Annotated in this window: 14 protein-coding genes and 4 pseudogenes; 10 read left to right on the top strand and 8 right to left on the bottom strand. The window is 61.1% G+C overall.

The features are described from left to right. Nucleotides 1-10 precede the first annotated feature (10 nt). Both KQH55_RS12065 and KQH55_RS12060 read left to right on the top strand, forming a co-directional pair. Nucleotides 11-406 (top strand): annotated as a pseudogene (locus KQH55_RS12065) (RidA family protein); the annotation flags it as partial. Nucleotides 407-538: 132 nt separating this feature from the next. Next, nucleotides 539-2,179, top strand: a complete 1,641-nt coding sequence (locus KQH55_RS12060; protein WP_235091141.1) for an AMP-binding protein — start codon at nucleotides 539-541, stop codon at nucleotides 2,177-2,179. Between the two features lie 77 nt (nucleotides 2,180-2,256). On the opposite strand, the gene KQH55_RS12055 is transcribed toward KQH55_RS12060, so the two are convergent. The 4 genes and pseudogenes from KQH55_RS12055 to KQH55_RS12040 all read right to left on the bottom strand — a co-directional run bounded on the left by KQH55_RS12055 (nucleotide 2,257) and on the right by KQH55_RS12040 (nucleotide 4,094). Continuing rightward, nucleotides 2,257-2,658: a type II toxin-antitoxin system VapC family toxin gene (locus tag KQH55_RS12055; RefSeq protein ID WP_076794153.1), complete on the bottom strand. Its 402-nt coding sequence runs from the start codon at nucleotides 2,656-2,658 to the stop codon at nucleotides 2,257-2,259. Further along, complete coding sequence (locus tag KQH55_RS12050; protein WP_235091139.1) at nucleotides 2,655-2,930, bottom strand: AbrB/MazE/SpoVT family DNA-binding domain-containing protein; 276 nt, start codon at nucleotides 2,928-2,930, stop codon at nucleotides 2,655-2,657. Before KQH55_RS12050 ends, KQH55_RS12055 begins: the two co-directional genes overlap by 4 nt. A gap of 248 nt (nucleotides 2,931-3,178) precedes the next feature. Further along, nucleotides 3,179-3,304 (bottom strand): annotated as a pseudogene (locus KQH55_RS12045) (alkylhydroperoxidase); the annotation flags it as partial. 580 nt (nucleotides 3,305-3,884) lie between these two features. Next, a complete protein-coding gene (locus KQH55_RS12040) occupies nucleotides 3,885-4,094 on the bottom strand; it encodes a hypothetical protein (protein WP_076794155.1) in 210 nt (69 codons plus the stop codon). 465 nt (nucleotides 4,095-4,559) lie between these two features. Between KQH55_RS12040 and corA the strand changes: the two genes are divergently transcribed. Next, the gene (gene corA, locus KQH55_RS12035; protein WP_076794549.1) at nucleotides 4,560-5,537 is read left to right on the top strand and encodes a magnesium/cobalt transporter CorA; all 978 of its coding nucleotides are present in this window, start codon (nucleotides 4,560-4,562) and stop codon (nucleotides 5,535-5,537) included. A gap of 304 nt (nucleotides 5,538-5,841) precedes the next feature. On the opposite strand, the gene KQH55_RS12030 is transcribed toward corA, so the two are convergent. Then, entirely contained in the window at nucleotides 5,842-6,555 is a 714-nt protein-coding gene (locus KQH55_RS12030; RefSeq protein ID WP_076794551.1) for an MgtC/SapB family protein, read from the bottom strand. A 689-nt stretch (nucleotides 6,556-7,244) separates the two neighbouring features. Between KQH55_RS12030 and KQH55_RS12020 the strand changes: the two genes are divergently transcribed. Genes KQH55_RS12020 through KQH55_RS12010 form a run of 3 tightly spaced genes read left to right on the top strand, consistent with a single transcriptional unit; the run spans nucleotide 7,245 to nucleotide 9,481 of the window. Next, nucleotides 7,245-8,057, top strand: a complete 813-nt coding sequence (locus KQH55_RS12020) for an ABC transporter substrate-binding protein (RefSeq protein ID WP_076787987.1) — start codon at nucleotides 7,245-7,247, stop codon at nucleotides 8,055-8,057. 3 nt (nucleotides 8,058-8,060) lie between these two features. Next, on the top strand, nucleotides 8,061-8,789 hold the full coding sequence (locus KQH55_RS12015; protein ID WP_076787988.1) for an amino acid ABC transporter permease: 729 nt from the start codon (nucleotides 8,061-8,063) through the stop codon (nucleotides 8,787-8,789). Between the two features lie 2 nt (nucleotides 8,790-8,791). Next, on the top strand, nucleotides 8,792-9,481 hold the full coding sequence (locus KQH55_RS12010) for an amino acid ABC transporter permease (RefSeq protein WP_076787989.1): 690 nt from the start codon (nucleotides 8,792-8,794) through the stop codon (nucleotides 9,479-9,481). A 168-nt stretch (nucleotides 9,482-9,649) separates the two neighbouring features. On the opposite strand, the gene KQH55_RS12005 is transcribed toward KQH55_RS12010, so the two are convergent. Further along, nucleotides 9,650-10,294 carry a YigZ family protein gene (locus tag KQH55_RS12005; RefSeq protein WP_235091179.1) on the bottom strand — a complete coding sequence of 215 codons (645 nt, stop codon included), beginning with the start codon at nucleotides 10,292-10,294 and terminating at the stop codon, nucleotides 9,650-9,652. 96 nt (nucleotides 10,295-10,390) lie between these two features. On the opposite strand from KQH55_RS12005, the gene KQH55_RS12000 reads away from it, so the two are divergent. Both KQH55_RS12000 and KQH55_RS11990 read left to right on the top strand, forming a co-directional pair. Beyond that, a complete protein-coding gene (locus KQH55_RS12000; RefSeq protein WP_076787990.1) occupies nucleotides 10,391-10,663 on the top strand; it encodes a hypothetical protein in 273 nt (90 codons plus the stop codon). A 527-nt stretch (nucleotides 10,664-11,190) separates the two neighbouring features. Continuing rightward, complete coding sequence (locus KQH55_RS11990) at nucleotides 11,191-13,650, top strand: PAS domain S-box protein (protein WP_139337282.1); 2,460 nt, start codon at nucleotides 11,191-11,193, stop codon at nucleotides 13,648-13,650. Nucleotides 13,651-13,861: 211 nt separating this feature from the next. On the opposite strand, the gene ligD is transcribed toward KQH55_RS11990, so the two are convergent. After that, nucleotides 13,862-15,700, bottom strand: coding sequence for a non-homologous end-joining DNA ligase (gene ligD / locus KQH55_RS11985; RefSeq protein ID WP_235091137.1), 1,839 nt, complete (start codon nucleotides 15,698-15,700; stop codon nucleotides 13,862-13,864). A 144-nt stretch (nucleotides 15,701-15,844) separates the two neighbouring features. Beyond that, nucleotides 15,845-15,967, bottom strand: a pseudogene (locus KQH55_RS11980) (integrase core domain-containing protein); the annotation flags it as partial. A gap of 127 nt (nucleotides 15,968-16,094) precedes the next feature. Between KQH55_RS11980 and KQH55_RS11975 the strand changes: the two are divergent. Further along, nucleotides 16,095-16,304: pseudogene (locus tag KQH55_RS11975) on the top strand (transposase); the annotation flags it as partial. Between the two features lie 789 nt (nucleotides 16,305-17,093). Beyond that, on the top strand, nucleotides 17,094-17,798 hold a 705-nt coding region (locus KQH55_RS11970), incomplete at its 3' end, for a condensation domain-containing protein (RefSeq protein ID WP_235091177.1).

The raw sequence follows: 17,798 nt of genomic DNA, 5'->3' as shown, positions 1-17,798 counted from the left end.
AGTACTTTAGCCCACGGGCTGGGCCAAGCCGCGCGGCTATGCAAACGGCGTCGCGGCAAGTGGCACGCAAGTCTACATTGCCGGACAGATCGGCTGGGACGCGGAGTGCGTATTCTGCGCACATGATTTTGCCGGGCAGGCGCGATAGGCGCTGGCCAACCTGATGGCCGTGCTCGAACAGGCCGGCGGTCGCGGCGAGCACTTGGTGTGCATGACCTGGTACGTAACCGACAAGCGCGAGTATTTAGCAGCCGCCAAGGAAGTGGGGGCGGCGTTCCGCGAAATTGTCGGCCACTACAACATCGCGATGAGCGCGATCCAGGTGGTGGCATTGATCGAGGACGACGCAAAGGTCGAGATCGAGGCGACCGCGGTTATCCCCGAGGGCGAAGCCGCGTGCCGCTAGCGGGGGAACTGTCGGCGCCGACTCGTGGGAGGCGTGTGCAAGTCAGCGTGGTCGGTTGGAACCATCGGCTTGCGTCTTATGTCAATGTTGCGCCGGGCAGTCGTGCTGCCTGAATTTTAGGAAACCGTATTGATGGAACAATCTGCTCATCTCGATACCTTCGCCCGCGACCACTTGCCGCCGCCGGAGCAATGGCCCGAATTGCTGCTCGACAATCCCGATGTTGCCTATCCGGCGCGTTTTAATTGCGCGGTCGAATTGGTCGATCGCGCAGTTGAGGCGGGCCATGGCGAACGCTGCGCGATCTGGTCGGATCGCGCGGGCGAGCGGCACGCGACGAGCTATCGAGAATTGCAGGCGCTGGTGAACCGTACCGCTAGAGTATTGGTCCAGGACATGGGGTTGGTGCCCGGTAATCGGGTGCTGCTGCGCGGCCCGAACACGCTGAACATGGCGGTGATGTGGCTCGCCGCAGTGAAGGCGGGCCTCGTGACGGTGCCAACGATGCCGCTGCTGCGCGCGAAAGAACTCAAGCAGATCATCGACAAGGCGCAGATCGCCGCCGCGTTGTGTGACGTGCGACTGGCTGAGGAAATCGAGTATTGCCGCACACCCGGACATGAGCACTTCTGCACGACGCTGAAGGATGTACGCTTTTTCAATCATGAAGCACCGGATTCGATTGACGTGCTGGCGCGCTGCAAGGCTCCCGAGTTCGACGCGTGCGATACCGCGAGCGACGACGTTTGCCTGATTATCTTCACCAGCGGCACGACCGGGGCGCCAAAAGGATGCATGCATTTTCACCGCGACGTGCTCGTGATGTGCGATCTATTCTCCCGTCATGTGCTCAAGCCGCGAGCCGACGACATATTCTGCGGCACGCCGCCGCTGGCCTTTACGTATGGCTTGGGCGGACTGCTGTGCTTTCCGCTGCGCGTTGGCGCATCGACTGTGCTGATCGAGAAGCTGACGCCGGACGGGTTGCTGGCCACGATCGAGCGCTTCCGCGCGACGATGGTCTTCACCGTGCCGACCTTCTATCGGCAGATGACAGCGCTGACTGCCCGGTACGATATCGGATCGCTGCGTAGCAGCGTGTCGGCCGGCGAAGCGCTGCCGGATGCGACGCGCCAGGCGTGGAAACAGGCGAGCGGGCTGGAGATGATCGACGGTATCGGCAGCACCGAAATGATCCATATCTTCATCGGCAGCGCCGGCGCGCAAGTGCGGCGCAACGCCATTGGCAAGGCGGTACCCGGCTACGTGGTGCAAGCGTTGGACGGCGAGATGCGGCCGGTGCCTCCAGGTACGCCGGGCAAGCTCGCCGTGAAGGGCCCCACCGGCTGCAAGTACCTCGCCGACGAACGGCAGGCGAAAGCCGTGCGCAACGGCTGGAACCTATCGGGTGATACTGTGGTGATCGATGAGGACGGCTACGTGTTCTATCTGGGAAGGGCCGACGACATGATCATCTCGGCCGGTTACAACATCGCGGGGCCGGAAGTCGAGGGGGCACTGATGAAGCATCCGGCCGTGGCCGAGTGCGCGGTGATCGGCGCGTCCGACGGGGAGCGGGGGCAGATTGTCAAGGCGTTTGTCATTCTGGCAGCGGGGTACGAGCCCAGCGACGCGTTGGTTTCGCAATTGCAGGAACATGTAAAACAGACGATCGCGCCATACAAATATCCGCGCAGCATCGTGTTTACCGATGACTTGCCGCGTACCGAGAGCGGCAAGCTGATGCGGGTTGCGTTACGCCAGGCAGGATGACGGCGCAGTGGCCGGCCCGTATAGGGCGGGATGTAGTTGTAAATTCAATTGAACGGTTGCTGATACCAACGATACATTCAGGATAGTAGCTGGGTTCTGATAGAGCTATGCTTTTTGAGTATGGCGACTGCTTTTTTATCAAAGGTAGTAAAAACCTCTGCGCCGAGGGCCAAGCCTTCATAGGCTATGACACCATCGGCAAAATCACCCCCCGCCCGTAACATCGCCAGACCAGCATCGACTCTGCCACGGTCAACTTCGACGTTGTCGGCTTCTACGAGAACGGCTATAGCGTTGGCTATATCCTCTGCCGCCAATTTATAGCCTCGCGATAGATTCCATGCAACCTCGCATAACACCGGCAAGGCAATAGCGACCAGTGTTGCTTCCCGTATCACTTGGTGAGCTATTGTTGCCTGTTCAATATCATCAGCCAATAAGTAGCGCAGTACAACATTGGTATCAACAGCCAATTTCATTCTTCACCCGCCCAACCTTTGCGGGAAATTTCGTTCATCTCTTCGATGGATAAAACGAAATTGTCTTTATTTTTTGCCTTGAGAATGCCAAACGCATCATCAATGCTCCGTCCTTCCCGCACTGCCTGGATGACAGCCCGGCCATCCGGGAGCGTATCGACGTTAAGCTTTTGACCTGGACGAAGTCCCAGATGGCGCAAAAGTTCTTGTTTGAATGTCACCTGCCCTTTTGCGGTGACGGTGAGAGTAATCATGGCCTCTACCTTGTTCATGGTTACAACTACATTGTAAGGCAAAAATGCCTTACAAGCAAGGCGAGCGATGCACTTTGCCAAAAATTAAACGAAACATCAATGACAACTTTCGGGGCAGCTCACTCGTAACCCTGAATCAATTCTCCACGTGGAGCCCAGTGCAGGTTGCTAACCGAATCGCTCAATCCACGATTATGGTAACCAGGGGCGATGCGTGCACACCGCTAGCATAATGAATCGATTCAGCTATCGATATTCGTTTCTCATCAGGCGGGAAACACGGGCTCTCCGAGAGTGAGCATGAGGCGATTGGCCCATGCGAAGATGGCGATCGCGTGGCTTAGATCAAGTATCTCGGCTTTTGTTAGGCCCACCTCGTGAAGCGCGTCGATCAGCTTGTTGAGCAGCGCGGCGGTTTCGGCGCCGCTGGAACTGAGCGCGGCGAGGCGCCCGCGACAGGCGCGTGCCGCCGCGTTATTCGCGACGCGTATTTTGGCGGTCCGCTCGCTGCGCAAACTGTATCGTGAGCGGGCTGTCTTGATCCGGATATTGGGGCAACGGGTGCGTGGAGTGGCCCCTGTACCATGTGGCTCCCTACCTCGACACATCTTCGCAAGACGTGCGTGAGGCGATAGCTGCTCTTGACCTCGGCGAGTAGAGCTTAAGCTGAACGAGAAGAAAACCGATAACGCTCAAGGGTAGGGCTTCGATTTCATGTTCACATTAGCTAGCTTAAACTAAGTCCATGCCGATAGGGGTACTATGCAGACCTGCGACTCAAAAGCTTGTAGCGTGTCGGCTATTATCTGGAAGCGGCATCACGGTGCTATGGGCAAATTTGGATGCCGGCGAATCGCAATTGGGCGGTAGACTGCTTACTAGCATAAAACCGGCACGACTGAGCGGTCAAGCCGCCCATGCTCGTGTAAGCAACGCCCATGTCGATCACACGGTCGGCCGGTGCCCTCGGGGTTATGCTTGCTGTGTGTCGGGGTGAGCCGAGTGGTAGGCGTCGATCATTTCCTTGAGCTTGGCGCCAAGCGGTCCGCCGCCGCCGAGGGGCCCATTGAAAATCTGGTTGAGTGCCTCAAGCTGTTTTCCTTGATCCGCCGACATAGTTTTGGGGTCTAGCGACTGCAGGTTAGACGGATCTAAAAAACCGCCGCCAATGGTAGGCATCATAACGCTCTCCTTTAAGTAGATGTGCTGGGCTGGCTTTCAGCCGCCGAGCAGCACAACGATGCCATGCTGAACTGCGTGGAGTCCGGCGTTCACGAAGCAACACGTTACGACACGAACTCAGGCTCGCGTCGTCGCGCAGGCATTGGCGTCAAACACCGACCGCCATGGGTTGCGCAAAAACCGCTCGCCGAAACCCTGGAATGTCCCACGCAACGGTGAACCGTCGTTGCCACACGCGCGCGACGGCTGTGGCACGCTGCGCAAAGCTCGTTTCCGCAGTCCCTGAATTTAACCTCAGTCATTTGCCGGCAACTGAAGGCCTGAACTATGGCAGCGGCGCGTAATCTGCGCGGCTTCATGATGCATAGCGTACTGGCCGTAACGCCGCAGGGATTGCCGGAGAGGGACTCGCCGTTTTGCGCCAGCTGGCTTATCCTTCGGCGGTTGCAAAAAGCGGAGGCACCGATGCTGATCAACTGCGCTGCATACCACGATGGTCGCAAGATGGGCGACATCCCGGTGGGTGACATTAGCGAATACGTCGCGAAACCGGACTGTTTTGTTTGGGTGGCGCTGAAAGACCCGGATCCCGAAGAATTGGCGCAGATGGCACACGAGTTCGGTTTGCACGAGCTGGCGGTCGAGGACGCACGCCATGGCCATCAACGGCCGAAAATCGAAGAGTATGGCGCGTCGCTGTTCGCTGTGCTGCACACGGTCGAGCAAACGTCAGACAAAGAATTGGAAGTTGGCGAGGTGGCGGTTTTTGTCGGCGCGAACTATGTGTTGACCATTCGCGCCGGCAGTCAGCAGGGCTTCCAGGACGTGCGTGCCCGTTGCGAGCGCGACGTGCATTTGCTGCGGCACGGCTCGGCTTTCGTGCTGTACGCACTGATCGACAGCGTGGTGGACCGCTATTTTCCCGTCGTCGAGGCGTTGATCGATGAGTCGGAGATCGTCGAGGACCGGATCTTCGAGAAGAAGGGCACCGCGGCCTCGCGTGACGTGGTAGAAGACCTGTATTCGCTCAAGCGCCGCTTTGTGCGGCTGCATCACCATGTCGCGCCTTTGCTGGAGGCGGTGGGGAAGTTGCAGGGTGGCCGCGTCCCGGCGCTGTGCGCCGGCATGGAGGCGTATTTCCGTGATGTCTATGATCATCTGGTGCGCATCGACAAGCTAATCGAAGGTCGCCGAGAGATGATCTCGACCGCGATTCAGGTGAACCTAGGCATGATCTCGCTGGCTGAAAGTGAGACGACTAAGCGGCTCGGCGCGTTCGCCGCGCTGTTCGCCAGTCCGACGATGATTGCGGGAATCTACGGGATGAATTTCCAGAGCATACCGGAGCTGCACTGGCAGTATGGCTATCCGGCTTGCCTGGCGGTCATGTTGGCGATCGATGCGGTATTGTGGTGGCGGTTTAGGAAGGCAGGCTGGCTTTGACCCTGCAGCGTGGGTCGATGGAACATCCCGACCTTGGGGCGGCTCGCGTCGCTGCGGCTGCGGCTGCGGCTGCGGCTGCGGCCTGGCGTGCTGTTTCGCGCGTTCGCGAGGATAAGCCTGGTTCGCTTCGGCGGCGTGATGTCCCGTGCGGCGCTTTCCTCTTTTGCGGTCCCATTGCCGGATACGAGCCATGCAGGGCCCGGCGTTGCTTGCCGGCGGCACGGTGATGCACCGTCCAGGCCGAGCTTTGTCGCGCTTCCTCCGTAAGGTAAGGCGCCGGCTGCGGCAACTATCGGCGCGGGGGCTATGACGGAACGACCTCACGCACGTGGTGCACGCCCTGTATCTGCTTGAGTCGGCGCACAATGGTTGCGAATTCCGGATCGGTGACCCGCGAGAACGCGATCGTCACCTCATCGATGTCGCCGCCGTCTTCCTGTTGCTGTACGATGAAGCGCTTGATGCGTTCGCTGCCCGGGCCAAGCACCTCGGACAAGGTATCGATCGACAACGCACCGCGGCTGGCGACGAGCCGCACTTCGCGGCGGAGCTTGGCCGCGATGAAGCGTCGCTCAAGCGGCTTCACGCCGACTAAGATCACCAAGATGATCGCCGTTGCGGCGCTGGACGCAACGTACAGTCCGCCGCCTACGGCCAGCCCGACGCCAGCCACGGTCCACAGGCTCGCCGCGGTCGTTAGCCCCCGGATGACTTCCCCGCGCAGCAGGATCGAGCCGGCACCAAGAAACCCGATGCCGGACACCACCTGGGCGGCGACCCGCGACGGATCCAGCACCACGCCTTCCTTACCTTGCACCTGTGTGAAGCCGTAGGTCGACACGATCATGATCAGGGCAGAGCCGACGCACACCAGCATGTGGGTGCGCAGTCCGGCTGCCCACTGTAGCCGTTCCCGTTCGATGCCGATCACGCTGCCGAGTGCCGCTGCCATCAGCAGCCGCCCGACCAGCTCTAGGTTGCTGACCGGGCCAGCTATTCCAATCAGATTCCAGTTCATTGCATGCTTCCGGTGTTGGGCCGCGCCGGCGTAGGTCGCCGACGCAGCAGCCAAAACGCAAGATTACTGGAAAATCAGTCGGGGCGGTGCTGGCCGGCGATGCATAGGTTGACCGCCGCTATTCACGTGACTCACGTGACGCGCCCCGTCGCGGTCCGGGCGGTGCCGTGATACGGCTGCGCATTCGTGTCCGATGATGCCGGTTCGCGTCCGGTAATGCTTGCCGGCGCAGCAGCACGGGCGCGATGCCCGCGATCCACGCTTCACATTGCGCAGCACCGGTACATCATCGTAGTGCTTGGCGGTGTTCTTCAGCGTGACGCTTGTCATGTCTGTCTCCCGTTGAACCCGTCGGACGATGCCGCGACGACGCCCGTGGCACTGTCCTCGACCACGATGCATTGCGTCGGGGCAACGTTAAGCGAGTGTGCGGCTGTAAGGTAGACATCCGGGTCGGCTCCGGCGCAGCGACTTGATCGGCACAGAACAGCCATACGTCAAAGTGTGGCGCGAGGCCGGTGTGCTGCATTGCCGCATGGCATGGCTGAAAACCCATGCAGGCATTATTCCGGGGCGTTCTATGCTGTGCAACATTTATTGGTTTGAAAATCGTCCTACCAATGCTATGTTAAGCGACCTCGCGTCACTGATCTGGTGCACGCGCCGCTCAATCAAAAAGTTCACAAGATATGAAATCGACAGTGTTTTCCACGCTGCTGGCCGGCTTGCTGATCGTCGCGGCCGGCGTTGCTCACGCTGACCGGCTCGACGACATCAAGAAGGCGGGCGTGTTGCGGGTGGCGACGTTCGACAGCAATCCGCCATTCGGCTTCGTCGATGCGAAGACGCATCACATTGTCGGCTTGGACGTCGATTACGCTAAAGCGCTAGCCGATAAGCTCGGCGTGAAGCTCAAGTTGCAGCCGACTAATCCGGCGAATCGGATTCCGTTCCTCACGTCCAGGAAGGTCGATCTCGTGCTGGCCAACTTCACGATTACCGAGGAGCGTGCCAAGCAAGTGGACTTTAGTATTCCGTATTTTGCATCCGGCCAGCAGTTCCTCGCCAAGAAGGGCGTGCTCAAGTCGGCCGAGCAGCTCAACGGTCTGCGGGTCGGCGCGGACAAGGGTACCATCAACGAAATCACGCTGCGCGAGAAATTCCCGCAGGCCACCATTGTCGCGTACGACGACACGCCGTTTGCGTTCGCCGCGCTTCGGGCCGGCAACGTGCAGGCGATCACGCAGGACGGTCCAAAGTTGGTCGGCCTGCTCGCCAACGTGCCCGACAAGCAGCACTACGAAATCCCGGCCTTTACGATTTCCAACGACTATATGGGCGTGGGTATTCCGAAAGGCGAGACGCGGCTGATCGCGTTCGTCAACGATACGCTGCGCGGGCTGGAGAAGAGTGGCGCGGCCGAACAAATCTACAATCGCTGGTTTGGCCCGCACACGAGCACGCCGCTGCCGCGCCTGTTCAAGATCGGCGACAAGGTCTGAGCTGTGCCGCAGGAGTGGATCCTGGCGCCGAAGTACGTCGGCTGGCTGCTGCAGGGTTTCGGTGTCACGTTAGCGCTGGCCGCGACGGTGATCGTCGCCGCCACTGCGAGCGGCTTCGCGCTGGCGATGGCGCATAGCGCCGATACGTGGCCGGTGCGTCGCGCTGCCGCGGCCTACGTGCTGGTGTTTCGCAATTCGCCGTTACTGGTGCAATTGATGTTTTGGTATTTCGGCGCGGCGACATTGCTGCCCGATGGGCTGATGCAGTGGCTGAACACGCCACATACGATTCAAGCCGGCGCATTGTCGCTGCGCTGGCCGCCATTTGAATTCGTCGCCGGTTGGCTCGGGTTGACGTTCTACTCGTGCGCATTCGTCAGCGAGGAATTTCGCGCCGGCCTGCGGGGCGTGTCCGGCGGACAACGTCAGGCCGCCGCCGCGCTCGGGCTCACGCGTTGGCAGGCGTTCTGCCATGTCGTGCTGCCGCAGGCGGCCCGCAACGCGATGCCGCCATTATTCGGCCAATACATGAACATCGTGAAGAACTCGTCGTTGACGATGGCGATCGGCTTAGCCGAGCTCTCGTATGCGTCTCGCCAAGTCGAGACCGAGACGTTCAAGACGTTTGCCGCATTCGGCGTGGCGACGGTGCTGTATATCGGCACGATCGCGGTGATCGAGGCGCTCGCGCACGTGGTTCAGCGGCGTCACCCGGCTGCCCGCGCGGGGTGACGATGGACATCTCGATCCTGTTGGATAATCTGCCATACTTGCTGGTCGGCACGTTCCCGAACGGGCCGCTTGGCGGCGTGGCGTTGACGTTGGTGCTCGCGCTGACGTCGGCCTTCGCCTCCGGCGTGCTCGGGCTCGCCGCTGGCATTGCATTGGCGGTGACGCACGGCGCCGTTCATATGGCGCTGCTCGCCGTGCTCGGGTTCTTCCGCGCGATTCCCGTGCTGATGCTGATGTTCTGGACATATTTTCTGCTGCCCGTCGTGCTGCATATCGATGCACCCGGTCAGCTAACCGTCGTCTGCGCGCTGTCGCTGATCGGCGGCGCATACCTGTCGCATGCGGTGCATGCGGGTATCCGCGCGGTGGGCGCTGCTCAACTGCAGGCCGGGTTGTCGCTGGGTTTCACGCAGATGCAGACACTGCGCTTCGTGGTGCTGCCGCAGGCGTTGCGGATCATGGCGCCGTCGTTTATCAACCAATGGGTGTCGCTGATCAAGGACACGTCGCTGGCGTACATCGTCGGCGTGCCGGAATTGTCGTTGCTCGCCACGCAGGTCAACAACCGGTTGATGGTCTATCCGGCCCAGATTTTCGCGCTGGTCGCCTTCATCTATGTACTAATCTGTACCGCATTCGATGCGATTGCGTCGCGGCTGGTCGCCGTGGCGACGCCGCGGCCGTTACGCTGATTACGGCGCAACGGCGCAACGGCGCAACGGCGCAACGGCGCAACGGCGCAACGGCGCAACGGCGCAACGGCGCAACGGCGCAACGGCGCAACGGCACAACGGCACAACGGCACAACGGCACAACGGCACAACGGCACAAAATGCGATGAGCGAATGCCGTAGCGCGCTTTAGTGCGGCGCGAGCGCGGCACGCCCGTGGGTCAGGTCGCGCAATGCTTGCTGGGCGGCGTCCAGCGCATCCTGCGGCAGTACGATGGTCAGTGTGACACGCATGCCATGCTGGCTGTCGGCGAGCACATGGCCCTGTTGCGCGATCCAGTGTCGGATACGTGCCTCATCCGCATAGTCGGCGTCAATGGTCAAGTGCCTCTGGGCGATGCGCTCAATGCGCTGCGCGTGCTGCAGCGCCGTCGCAACCGCGTCCGTGTACGCACGCACGAGTCCGCCTGCGCCGAGCTTGATGCCGCCGTAGTAGCGCACCACCGTCGCGAGCACGCCGTCCAGGTTGTGATGGCGCAGCACCTCCAGCATTGGGCGGCCGGCGGTGCCGGACGGCTCGCCGTCGTCGGACATGCCAGACTGGCCGCCGGCGAGCAGCGCCCAGCAAACGTGCGTCGCATCCGGATGGACGGTGCGCAGGCGATGGACTTCGGTCATCGCGGTATCGCGGTTTTCGACTGGCACGACGGCGCTGATAAAGCGACTCTTGCGAATATCCAGTTCCGCGTGGACGGCAGCGGCGAGCGTGTAGGTCGGCAATTGACAGGACTTTCGGGGATAGGCAGGGTTTGCCAGCAGCCGTGCCGGCGACATCGTGGCCGGCTGCCGTTCGGCTATCATACTCGATGAGTTCCACGAAGGCGGTAGCCGCTGGCGCACTGGCTTGCGCCGGCGGCTGCCGAATGGCTCATGATTCGAAAGACGTTGAATGCGACGCGGCTGCAGCAGGAATTCGAGCGCCGACTCCACCGGCTTTATCACATTGCCGACGACGGCGTGAAGATCCGCGTGCCGCGGCCGCATATGCAACCGCCCGACGCATCCGGATGCAACTGGACGCTCGGGCACTTCAGCCATGCGGTTGGCTACGAGAAAGATATTGCCGCGGTGCTGGCGGCGATGCGGGCGGAGTACAATCTGGCGGGCGAAGTGGCGCGTCCGGACGACCCGTTCGGCACATAGCGCCCGCCGTCGCGCCGGGTGGTGCGCACCTTGTCGATCTCGGTGGCAAGACCTGCGTCGATCCATGCTGCTGTGCCGCCGGTGAGCACCGAAACCGGCTTGCCGGTCAGCGCGGCGACTTCGGGCGTCACATAGCGCGCCTGCGCATCAGTCGTGCATACCGCGATGACGCGCGTGGACGGGTCGGCACCCATGCACGCGCGCAGTACAAGTTCGACGCCTGACACGTTCAATCCCTGTAGGGGCGCATTGTTTGATATTTATATCTACCGCTTCCAATAAGACAATTAAGGCGGCGGATTTTAATAAGTAAAGCGGTGGATTTTAAAGTGCTGGCCTGCTAACGCGCCGCGAGCGGACGCAAGGGCGTTACGCTGGGATAGAATGAGCCACATCGGCTGCTGGCCGTCGCGCGATGGGCCACGCGCTGGCCGCGCGCAGGGCAGTGCGCGCGATGCCGTGTTGCGCGGTTTCGATGTACGATTTGTCACGCTGTAATCGAGCCTATTGCAAAGAGCCATGTGCCGATGACGAACCGCGGACCTGCCCTCGACAACCTGACGTCCGTCTGGCCGATGTTGTGGGTTAAAACAATTGCTGATTACGCGATATTCGCGTTGTCACCGGATGGCCGCATACTGAGCTGGAATGCCGGCGGCGAGCGTATCTACGGGTACACCCGAGAGCAAGCCCTGCAGCGCATGCTTGGCGACCTGTATCCGGACCAGGACCGCCGGGCCGGCGCGCCCGCGGCCGCGCTGCGCACGGCGGCGCGCGAGGGCCGTTACGAGAGCGAGGGATGGCGCATGCGCCGCGACGGTACGACGTTCTGGGGCAGCGTCGTGATGACGCCACTGCATGGTGCGCACGGCCAGCTACTCGGCTTCGGCAAGATTGTGCGCGACATGAGCGACAAGAAAAAAGTGCACGATGTGGCGATGGAGAGCGAGCGGCGTTTCCGGCTGCTCGTTCAGGGCGTGACTGACTATGCGATCTTCATGCTGTCGCCACAGGGCATTGTCACGAACTGGAACCAGGGTGCGCGACGCATTAAGGGCTACCAGGCTGAGGAGATTATCGGCTCGCATTTCTCCCGCTTTTACACGCCACAGGAGGCTGCCGCCGGGGTGCCGCAACGCGGCCTCGACGTGGCGGCGCGCGACGGGCGCTGGGAGTCGGAAGGTTGGCGCGTTCGGCGCGACGGCTCACGTTTTTGGGCGCACGTGGTGCTCGATGCCATTCGCGACGATGACGGCGAGTTGATCGGCTTTGCCAAGATCACGCGCGACATCACCGAGCGGCGCGAGGCGGCCCAGGCGCTGGAGGAAACCCGTACCGCGCTGTTCCAGTCGCAGAAAATGGAGGCAATCGGCAAATTGACCGGCGGTGTCGCGCATGACTTTAACAATGTGCTGCAGGTGCTGCGTGGCAACCTCGAACTGCTCGAGAATCGCCATGGCGGCGATGCGTGGAGCCGTGAGCGGCTCGCCAAGGCCATTGACGCGGTGAGCCGCGGAGCCAAGCTGGCCGCGCAATTGCTGGCGCTGGCTCGTCAGCAGCCACTCAAGCCCCGGGTCGTCAACCTCAGCGGTGTGCTGCACGGCATGGACGACTTGTTGCGACGCGTGCTCGGAGAGACGATCCATATCGAGACGACGGTGGCCGACGGGCTCTGGAACACCCTCGTAGATAGCCACCAGCTCGAGAATGTGATCCTGAATCTGGCCATCAATGCCCGCGATGCGATGCCCGAAGGCGGCCGGCTGATGCTGGCGCTGACCAATGCGGCGCTCGGCCTGCAACCGGTGGCTGGCATTCCGGATTTGCGTCCGGGTGAGTATGTGATGTTGGCGGTCACGGATACCGGCACCGGCATGCCGTCCAGCGTGATCGAGCGGGCGTTTGATCCATTTTTCACGACTAAGCCGGAAGGGCAGGGAACGGGGCTAGGCTTGAGCATGGCGTACGGCTTCGTGAAGCAAAGCGGTGGGCATATCCTGATCCGTAGCGAGCCGGGACAGGGCACGACCGTGTGCATCTACCTGCCGCGCTCCACGGCGACGGCCGATACAGTGCTGGCGCCGCCGAGTGTAGCGCCGCAGGGCGGCAACGAGACGATCCTGGTGGTCGAGGACGACCAGGCGGTGCAGGCTACCGTGGCCGAGACGTTGATGGGACTCGGCTACCGGGTGCTGTGCGCGGACGACGCAGATCAGGCACTGGCATTGATCCGCAGCGGCGTGCATGCCGACGTGCTGTTGTCGGATGTGGTGATACCGGGCTCGATCCGCAGTCCCGAGCTTGCGCGCGTTGCGTTGCGCCTGCGACCACGGTTGAAGATCGTGTTTACGTCTGGCTATACCAAGGATGCGATCGAGGACAACGCGCGGCTGGACGATAGTGTCGAATTGCTGCGCAAGCCATATAGCCGTGAGCAGTTGGCGGCACGTTTGCGCGCCGTGCTCAGCGGCCACGACGTGTCCGTTGCCGCAGGCCGGGCACGCTCTCCGGTGCCGGCTTCGGGCGATGCGGCTGCCGCGTCCTGCCGCGCCCTGCAGTCTGCGGAACGCGCCGATCCGCCGTCGCAGGGGGCGGCTAGTGCGTGTCAGCCTTCGACGCCAGACGATTCGGCCGCGCGTGAGCAGTGCTTGCGCATCCTGCTGGTCGACGACGACGCAGCGGCGACCGAGGCGGTACGGGAAATCTTGTCAATGCAAGGGCACGTGACGATCGCGGCGGGCACGGCGGAGGATGCGCTGGACGTGATCCGGCGCGACCGTTTCGACGTATTGCTCACTGATGTCACGCTGCCTGGCATGTCGGGGATCGAATTGGCGCAACGCTCGGTGAACGTACAGCGCAGTCTGCGCGTGGTCTTTGCCTCTGGCAACGATGTGCCGTGCGATTATGACTTGGGTTTCGCCTGGGAAGCGTTACGCAAACCGTACACCGCGGAGCAGTTAGGCGCCGTACTGAGGCGGCCGTGACCGCCGCGAGCCATGCGCGGACGATACCAGCATTCAGGCTGCGCAGGCGCGCGCCAATGCTCAACAGAGTGTGGCGCACACCAGCGTTGGCTCGTCGATGAACGGTATCGTGCAATCTAGCGCAGGCTGCGACAAGATAGCGAGGCCAGCGAACTCAGTGAACTCGGTCTATTTCGGTCATTAAGCGGCGCCGCGGATCAGGCGGATCGCTTCATGCCGATCCGCTCGCGCATCTGCGCGGTGATCGTCTGCCGTACGCGGGCATAGCCGTGCCACGGATCGGTATCCTGTTCGGCGAGACGGTGGTGAAGGTTGGCGATCGTCCATTGATTGGCACTCTTGCGGGCGCAGCGGCTGCAACAGAGTCGGCCGATACCGCATGTTCTGGCCCGATGTCGCTAGCTGGCTTATCGGTGCGTAATCCGCGAAAGACGGCATGACGGATGATGCCCTCACGCGTCATTTCTGCGTAGGCCACTTCGGCAAGCAATTCAGGCCGGGTCCAGTGCACGCCCGTTGCCTCGCGTGCGCTCGGCCGGTTGTCCAGCGCGGCACGTCTCGTGCGCAGCGGGTCCAGCTGCCCGCGCACGGATCGCAGCGTGGCTTCGCTGAATCCGGCGCCGACTTTGCCCGCGTATCGTAGTGCGCCGGTATCGGGATCGTGTAGGCCGAGCAGCAATGCGCCGAATGCCTGCCGGCTACCTTTCGGCTCGGTGTAGCCGACCACGACGAACTCCTGCCGGTGCTTGCATTTGAGCTTGATCCAGTCGGTGGTGCGGCGCGACGCGTACAGGCTGCCAGCCCGCTTGCCGATCACGCCTTCGAGTTGGATCTCGCACGCGCTGTCGAGCATCGACTCCAGTGACTCATCGAAATCGCGCGACAGCCGCAGCACATCGCCTTCGTGGTGCTCGAGCAGCGCAGTCAGCGCGGCGCGGCGCGGCTCCAGCGGCACATTGCGCAGGTCTAGGCCATTCAGGTAAGGCACGTCGAACAAGTAATAGACAATCGCGTTGCCGCGCCGCGCATCGAACGCGTTTTGCAATGACTGGAAGTTGGGCAGTCCCGCTTCGTTGAAAACTACTACTTCGCCGTCTAGCCATGCTGAGTCTAGTCCCAGGCGGCTCAGCGCCTCGGCCTGGCGCGGCATCTTCGAGGTCCAGTCGTTACCGTTACGGGTGAACAATTTGACCTCATCGCCGTCGATCCGCGCCAGGATTCGATAGCCATCGAACTTGATTTCATACCGCCAGTGGCCGGCTGGGACGGCATCCACCAGCGTCGCGAGCGCCGGTTTAAGCGATTCGAGCAGCGGTGCGGCGCGTGCGCCGTCCAGCGCGGGCTTGCGGGACTCACGCCGGTTCTGTGGCGAGGCGGGCTTGCGCAGGAGCGTTTGCGCCGACGCGTCGCTTGCCGTCCCAGGTTGGCGCTTGCGCGCCGCCTGACGCGTCGCGGGGTGTCGGGCCGATGTCGCGGGCCGAAGAGTACGGTCACTGAGCACGCTGTCCGGTAGCGCTTGCACGATATCGTACTCGGATTCCGGGCGCGCATCGTTGTCGTCCGATTTGATCAGCAGCCATTGCTCTTGCTTGCCTTTCAGCCGGGTGCGTACGAGATGCCAGCGGCCGGCGAGCTTTTCACCGTCAAGGCGGAAGGTCAGTCGGCCTTTTCGGTAGGCCTCGGCGGGATCGCCGTCCGGCATCCAGACGCCTCGGTCCCATACGATCACGTCGCCGGCGCCGTAGTGACCTTTCGGGATATGACCTTCGAATGCCGCGTACTCAAGCGGGTGATCCTCCACATGGATCGCGATGCGCTTGACATGTGGGTCCAGGCTTGGCCCCTTTGGGACCGCCCAGCTTTTCAATGTGCCATCCAACTCGAGGCGAAAGTCGTAGTGCAACCGCGTCGCGTCGTGCTTCTGCACGCAGAACTGCAATGCATGGTTGGTGCGCTCCCGTCGTGCCGACGGCTTGCCCGTTTTCCCCGGCGGCTCTGGGGTGGTGTCGAAGTCGCGCTTACGTGTGTATTCATCCAGTGCCTTGCGCATCATGGTCTCCGTTCGTGTGTCGGGCCTGTGTGCCGCGCTTGGGGTGTGCCGGCCCGCCGTCCGCGTCTCTATCCCATCGCAATTCAATCCAGGTTGGTGCATGGTCACTCGCCTGCGGCCGGTCGCGCACCCAGGTGTCCACCCCCGCGACGAGCGGTATTTCAGCGCGCTATGCGGGTGCTTTTCGTTGTAGTGTTCAAAGGCGACAGCCAGGTTGTACACGGCGGTTGCGGCGTCAGGCTTCAGCATAAACGCAACGTAATCGCGATTCGTCGCAGACGAACGGCCTGCCCACCCGAAGTGCTTCCCGGTGCTCCTGTCCCGGATGGTCGTACCATACGCCTAAAACTTCGCGGCGGGAACACGCAGGGCATCGGTTCATATCACGCCAGTTACCAACGCCATTGAAAGCATACACATGCAGTTGCGCAAGATCGTGAAGAACCGCGGCCACTTCCTGAGCGACGAAGCCGCCAGCAAACTGCTGTATCTGGATTTGCGCAATATCAAAAAGGATTGGAAGATGCTACCTATCACTTGGCGGCAGGCGGTCAATCAATTCGACATTCTATTCGGCGACCGGTTCACGAACGCCATGAACTGAAATCTTTTAGCCGACCTCGGCATACAAGATTCCTGAGACATCCGCATCTGATGTGTTTTACTGCTCAAGCAGTCTCAGCTAAGCACGTGCCAAGCCTCGCTGATAGGTTGGCACAGTGGCGAATCGCAATGGCTTGCCTTTTGCTGTGGGTTGCAAGTTTCGGCTTTATCGTTTCGTTTGTTCAAGACTTGTCGTTTAAGCAAAGATAGTGGACTTGAGTGCATCATGATGTGCGCTTTACAGTCTTTCAACCCGGCGCTAAGCGTCGCGATGACCTGAATCGTTGTAGCGGCTCCTGACAGTTGGGCACGGTGCTTGCGCGACGTGAAGCAGTTAGCGTCGAGCTGATGGGGCCGGGAACGGGTGCGTTGCCGTAGCCGTATGGTTAAATACAATAAAAACGATGTCCGAAGGGAAAAAGGAAGAAGTACCTCAGTACTGAACCCCAAGACGCTGCGCCTGTACGGTGCAGGTGCTGGTCCTGTTCTTTTTAACTGTCTTGCTTGGCCGACTGTAATGCCAATCCACGCGCAGCGTCACGCGCGTTATGTCCAGTATTTTCGCTAAAGTTTGACATAACTTGATCGTGGCGTACTCACTGGCTGGCTAAGTAGCACGAGTGGCGCACTGAGGCGTGCCGACGAGTGGCCCTGGTCGCCGCAGTGAATGGTTAAGGATTGCACGCGACGTGTCATAAAAGCCGTATTGGTTCCCGACGAGCAACGATAGGTTTTGATTGCGTCGTTATATTAATTGGTACAACTATTAATTAACAGGCTGCTTAGTCGCCTGAATCGGAGCTTTTTTAGGGATGCTTGCATCACGCCCGTTACCCAGCCGTTATCCAGTGCGCAAACCGAAGTTTGGCTCGCGCAGCAACTACATCCAGACAGCCCTGTTTACAACATTGCGCAGTACACGGTGATCGATGGCGTGATTGATGCGAGCGTCTTTGAAGCGGCATTGCGCCAAGTCATCGATGAGGCCGACACCCTGCGCTTGCAATTTGTCGATAGCCATGACGGGCTGCGGCAGAGGATCGGTGCACCCGCATGGTCAATGCCGGTGCTGGACCTCACGTCAGAAGCTGATCCTCAGGCAGCAGCCCAGGCGTGGATGCGCACCGATTATGAACAGTCGGTGGATCTACTGCAGGGGTCGCTTTTTCAGTATGCATTGTTGAAAGTCGCGCCCGAGCAGTGGTTTTGGTATCAGCGCTATCACCATATCATGACGGATGGATATGGTCAGTACCTGATCGCACAACGCGTTGCGCACGTGTATAGCGCGCTGTGCGCGGGAACGGCGCCGGCGGCATGTGATTTTGGCTCGATCCGACAGCTATTGGAAAGCGATGCGCAATATCAGACCTCCGCCCAGAGGGAAAAGGACGAAGCGTATTGGCTTAAGCACTGCGCCCATTGGCCTGAGCCGGCGACGCTGGCAAGCCGCGCAGCCCCTGCTTTCCAGCAGCGGCTGCGTCAGACGACTGAC

This window comes from Mycetohabitans sp. B3, from assembly GCF_021498065.1.
GTDB lineage: Bacteria > Pseudomonadota > Gammaproteobacteria > Burkholderiales > Burkholderiaceae > Mycetohabitans.
The sequence above is the reverse complement of the archived record's forward strand: the minus strand, read 5'-3'. Positions and strand labels throughout refer to the sequence as shown.

Excerpts from the sequence above, each read along its gene's own strand:
- KQH55_RS12060 (WP_235091141.1), top strand. The coding sequence starts at position 539 with ATGGAACAATCTGCTCATCTCGATACCTTCGCCCGCGACCACTTGCCG.
- KQH55_RS12055 (WP_076794153.1), bottom strand. The coding sequence starts at position 2,658 with ATGAAATTGGCTGTTGATACCAATGTTGTACTGCGCTACTTATTGGCT.
- KQH55_RS12050 (WP_235091139.1), bottom strand. The coding sequence starts at position 2,930 with ATGAACAAGGTAGAGGCCATGATTACTCTCACCGTCACCGCAAAAGGG.
- KQH55_RS12040 (WP_076794155.1), bottom strand. The coding sequence starts at position 4,094 with ATGATGCCTACCATTGGCGGCGGTTTTTTAGATCCGTCTAACCTGCAG.
- corA (WP_076794549.1), top strand. The coding sequence starts at position 4,560 with ATGCTGATCAACTGCGCTGCATACCACGATGGTCGCAAGATGGGCGAC.
- KQH55_RS12030 (WP_076794551.1), bottom strand. The coding sequence starts at position 6,555 with ATGAACTGGAATCTGATTGGAATAGCTGGCCCGGTCAGCAACCTAGAG.
- KQH55_RS12020 (WP_076787987.1), top strand. The coding sequence starts at position 7,245 with ATGAAATCGACAGTGTTTTCCACGCTGCTGGCCGGCTTGCTGATCGTC.
- KQH55_RS12010 (WP_076787989.1), top strand. The coding sequence starts at position 8,792 with ATGGACATCTCGATCCTGTTGGATAATCTGCCATACTTGCTGGTCGGC.
- KQH55_RS12005 (WP_235091179.1), bottom strand. The coding sequence starts at position 10,294 with ATGTCGCCGGCACGGCTGCTGGCAAACCCTGCCTATCCCCGAAAGTCC.
- KQH55_RS12000 (WP_076787990.1), top strand. The coding sequence starts at position 10,391 with ATGATTCGAAAGACGTTGAATGCGACGCGGCTGCAGCAGGAATTCGAG.
- KQH55_RS11990 (WP_139337282.1), top strand. The coding sequence starts at position 11,191 with ATGACGAACCGCGGACCTGCCCTCGACAACCTGACGTCCGTCTGGCCG.
- ligD (WP_235091137.1), bottom strand. The coding sequence starts at position 15,700 with ATGCGCAAGGCACTGGATGAATACACACGTAAGCGCGACTTCGACACC.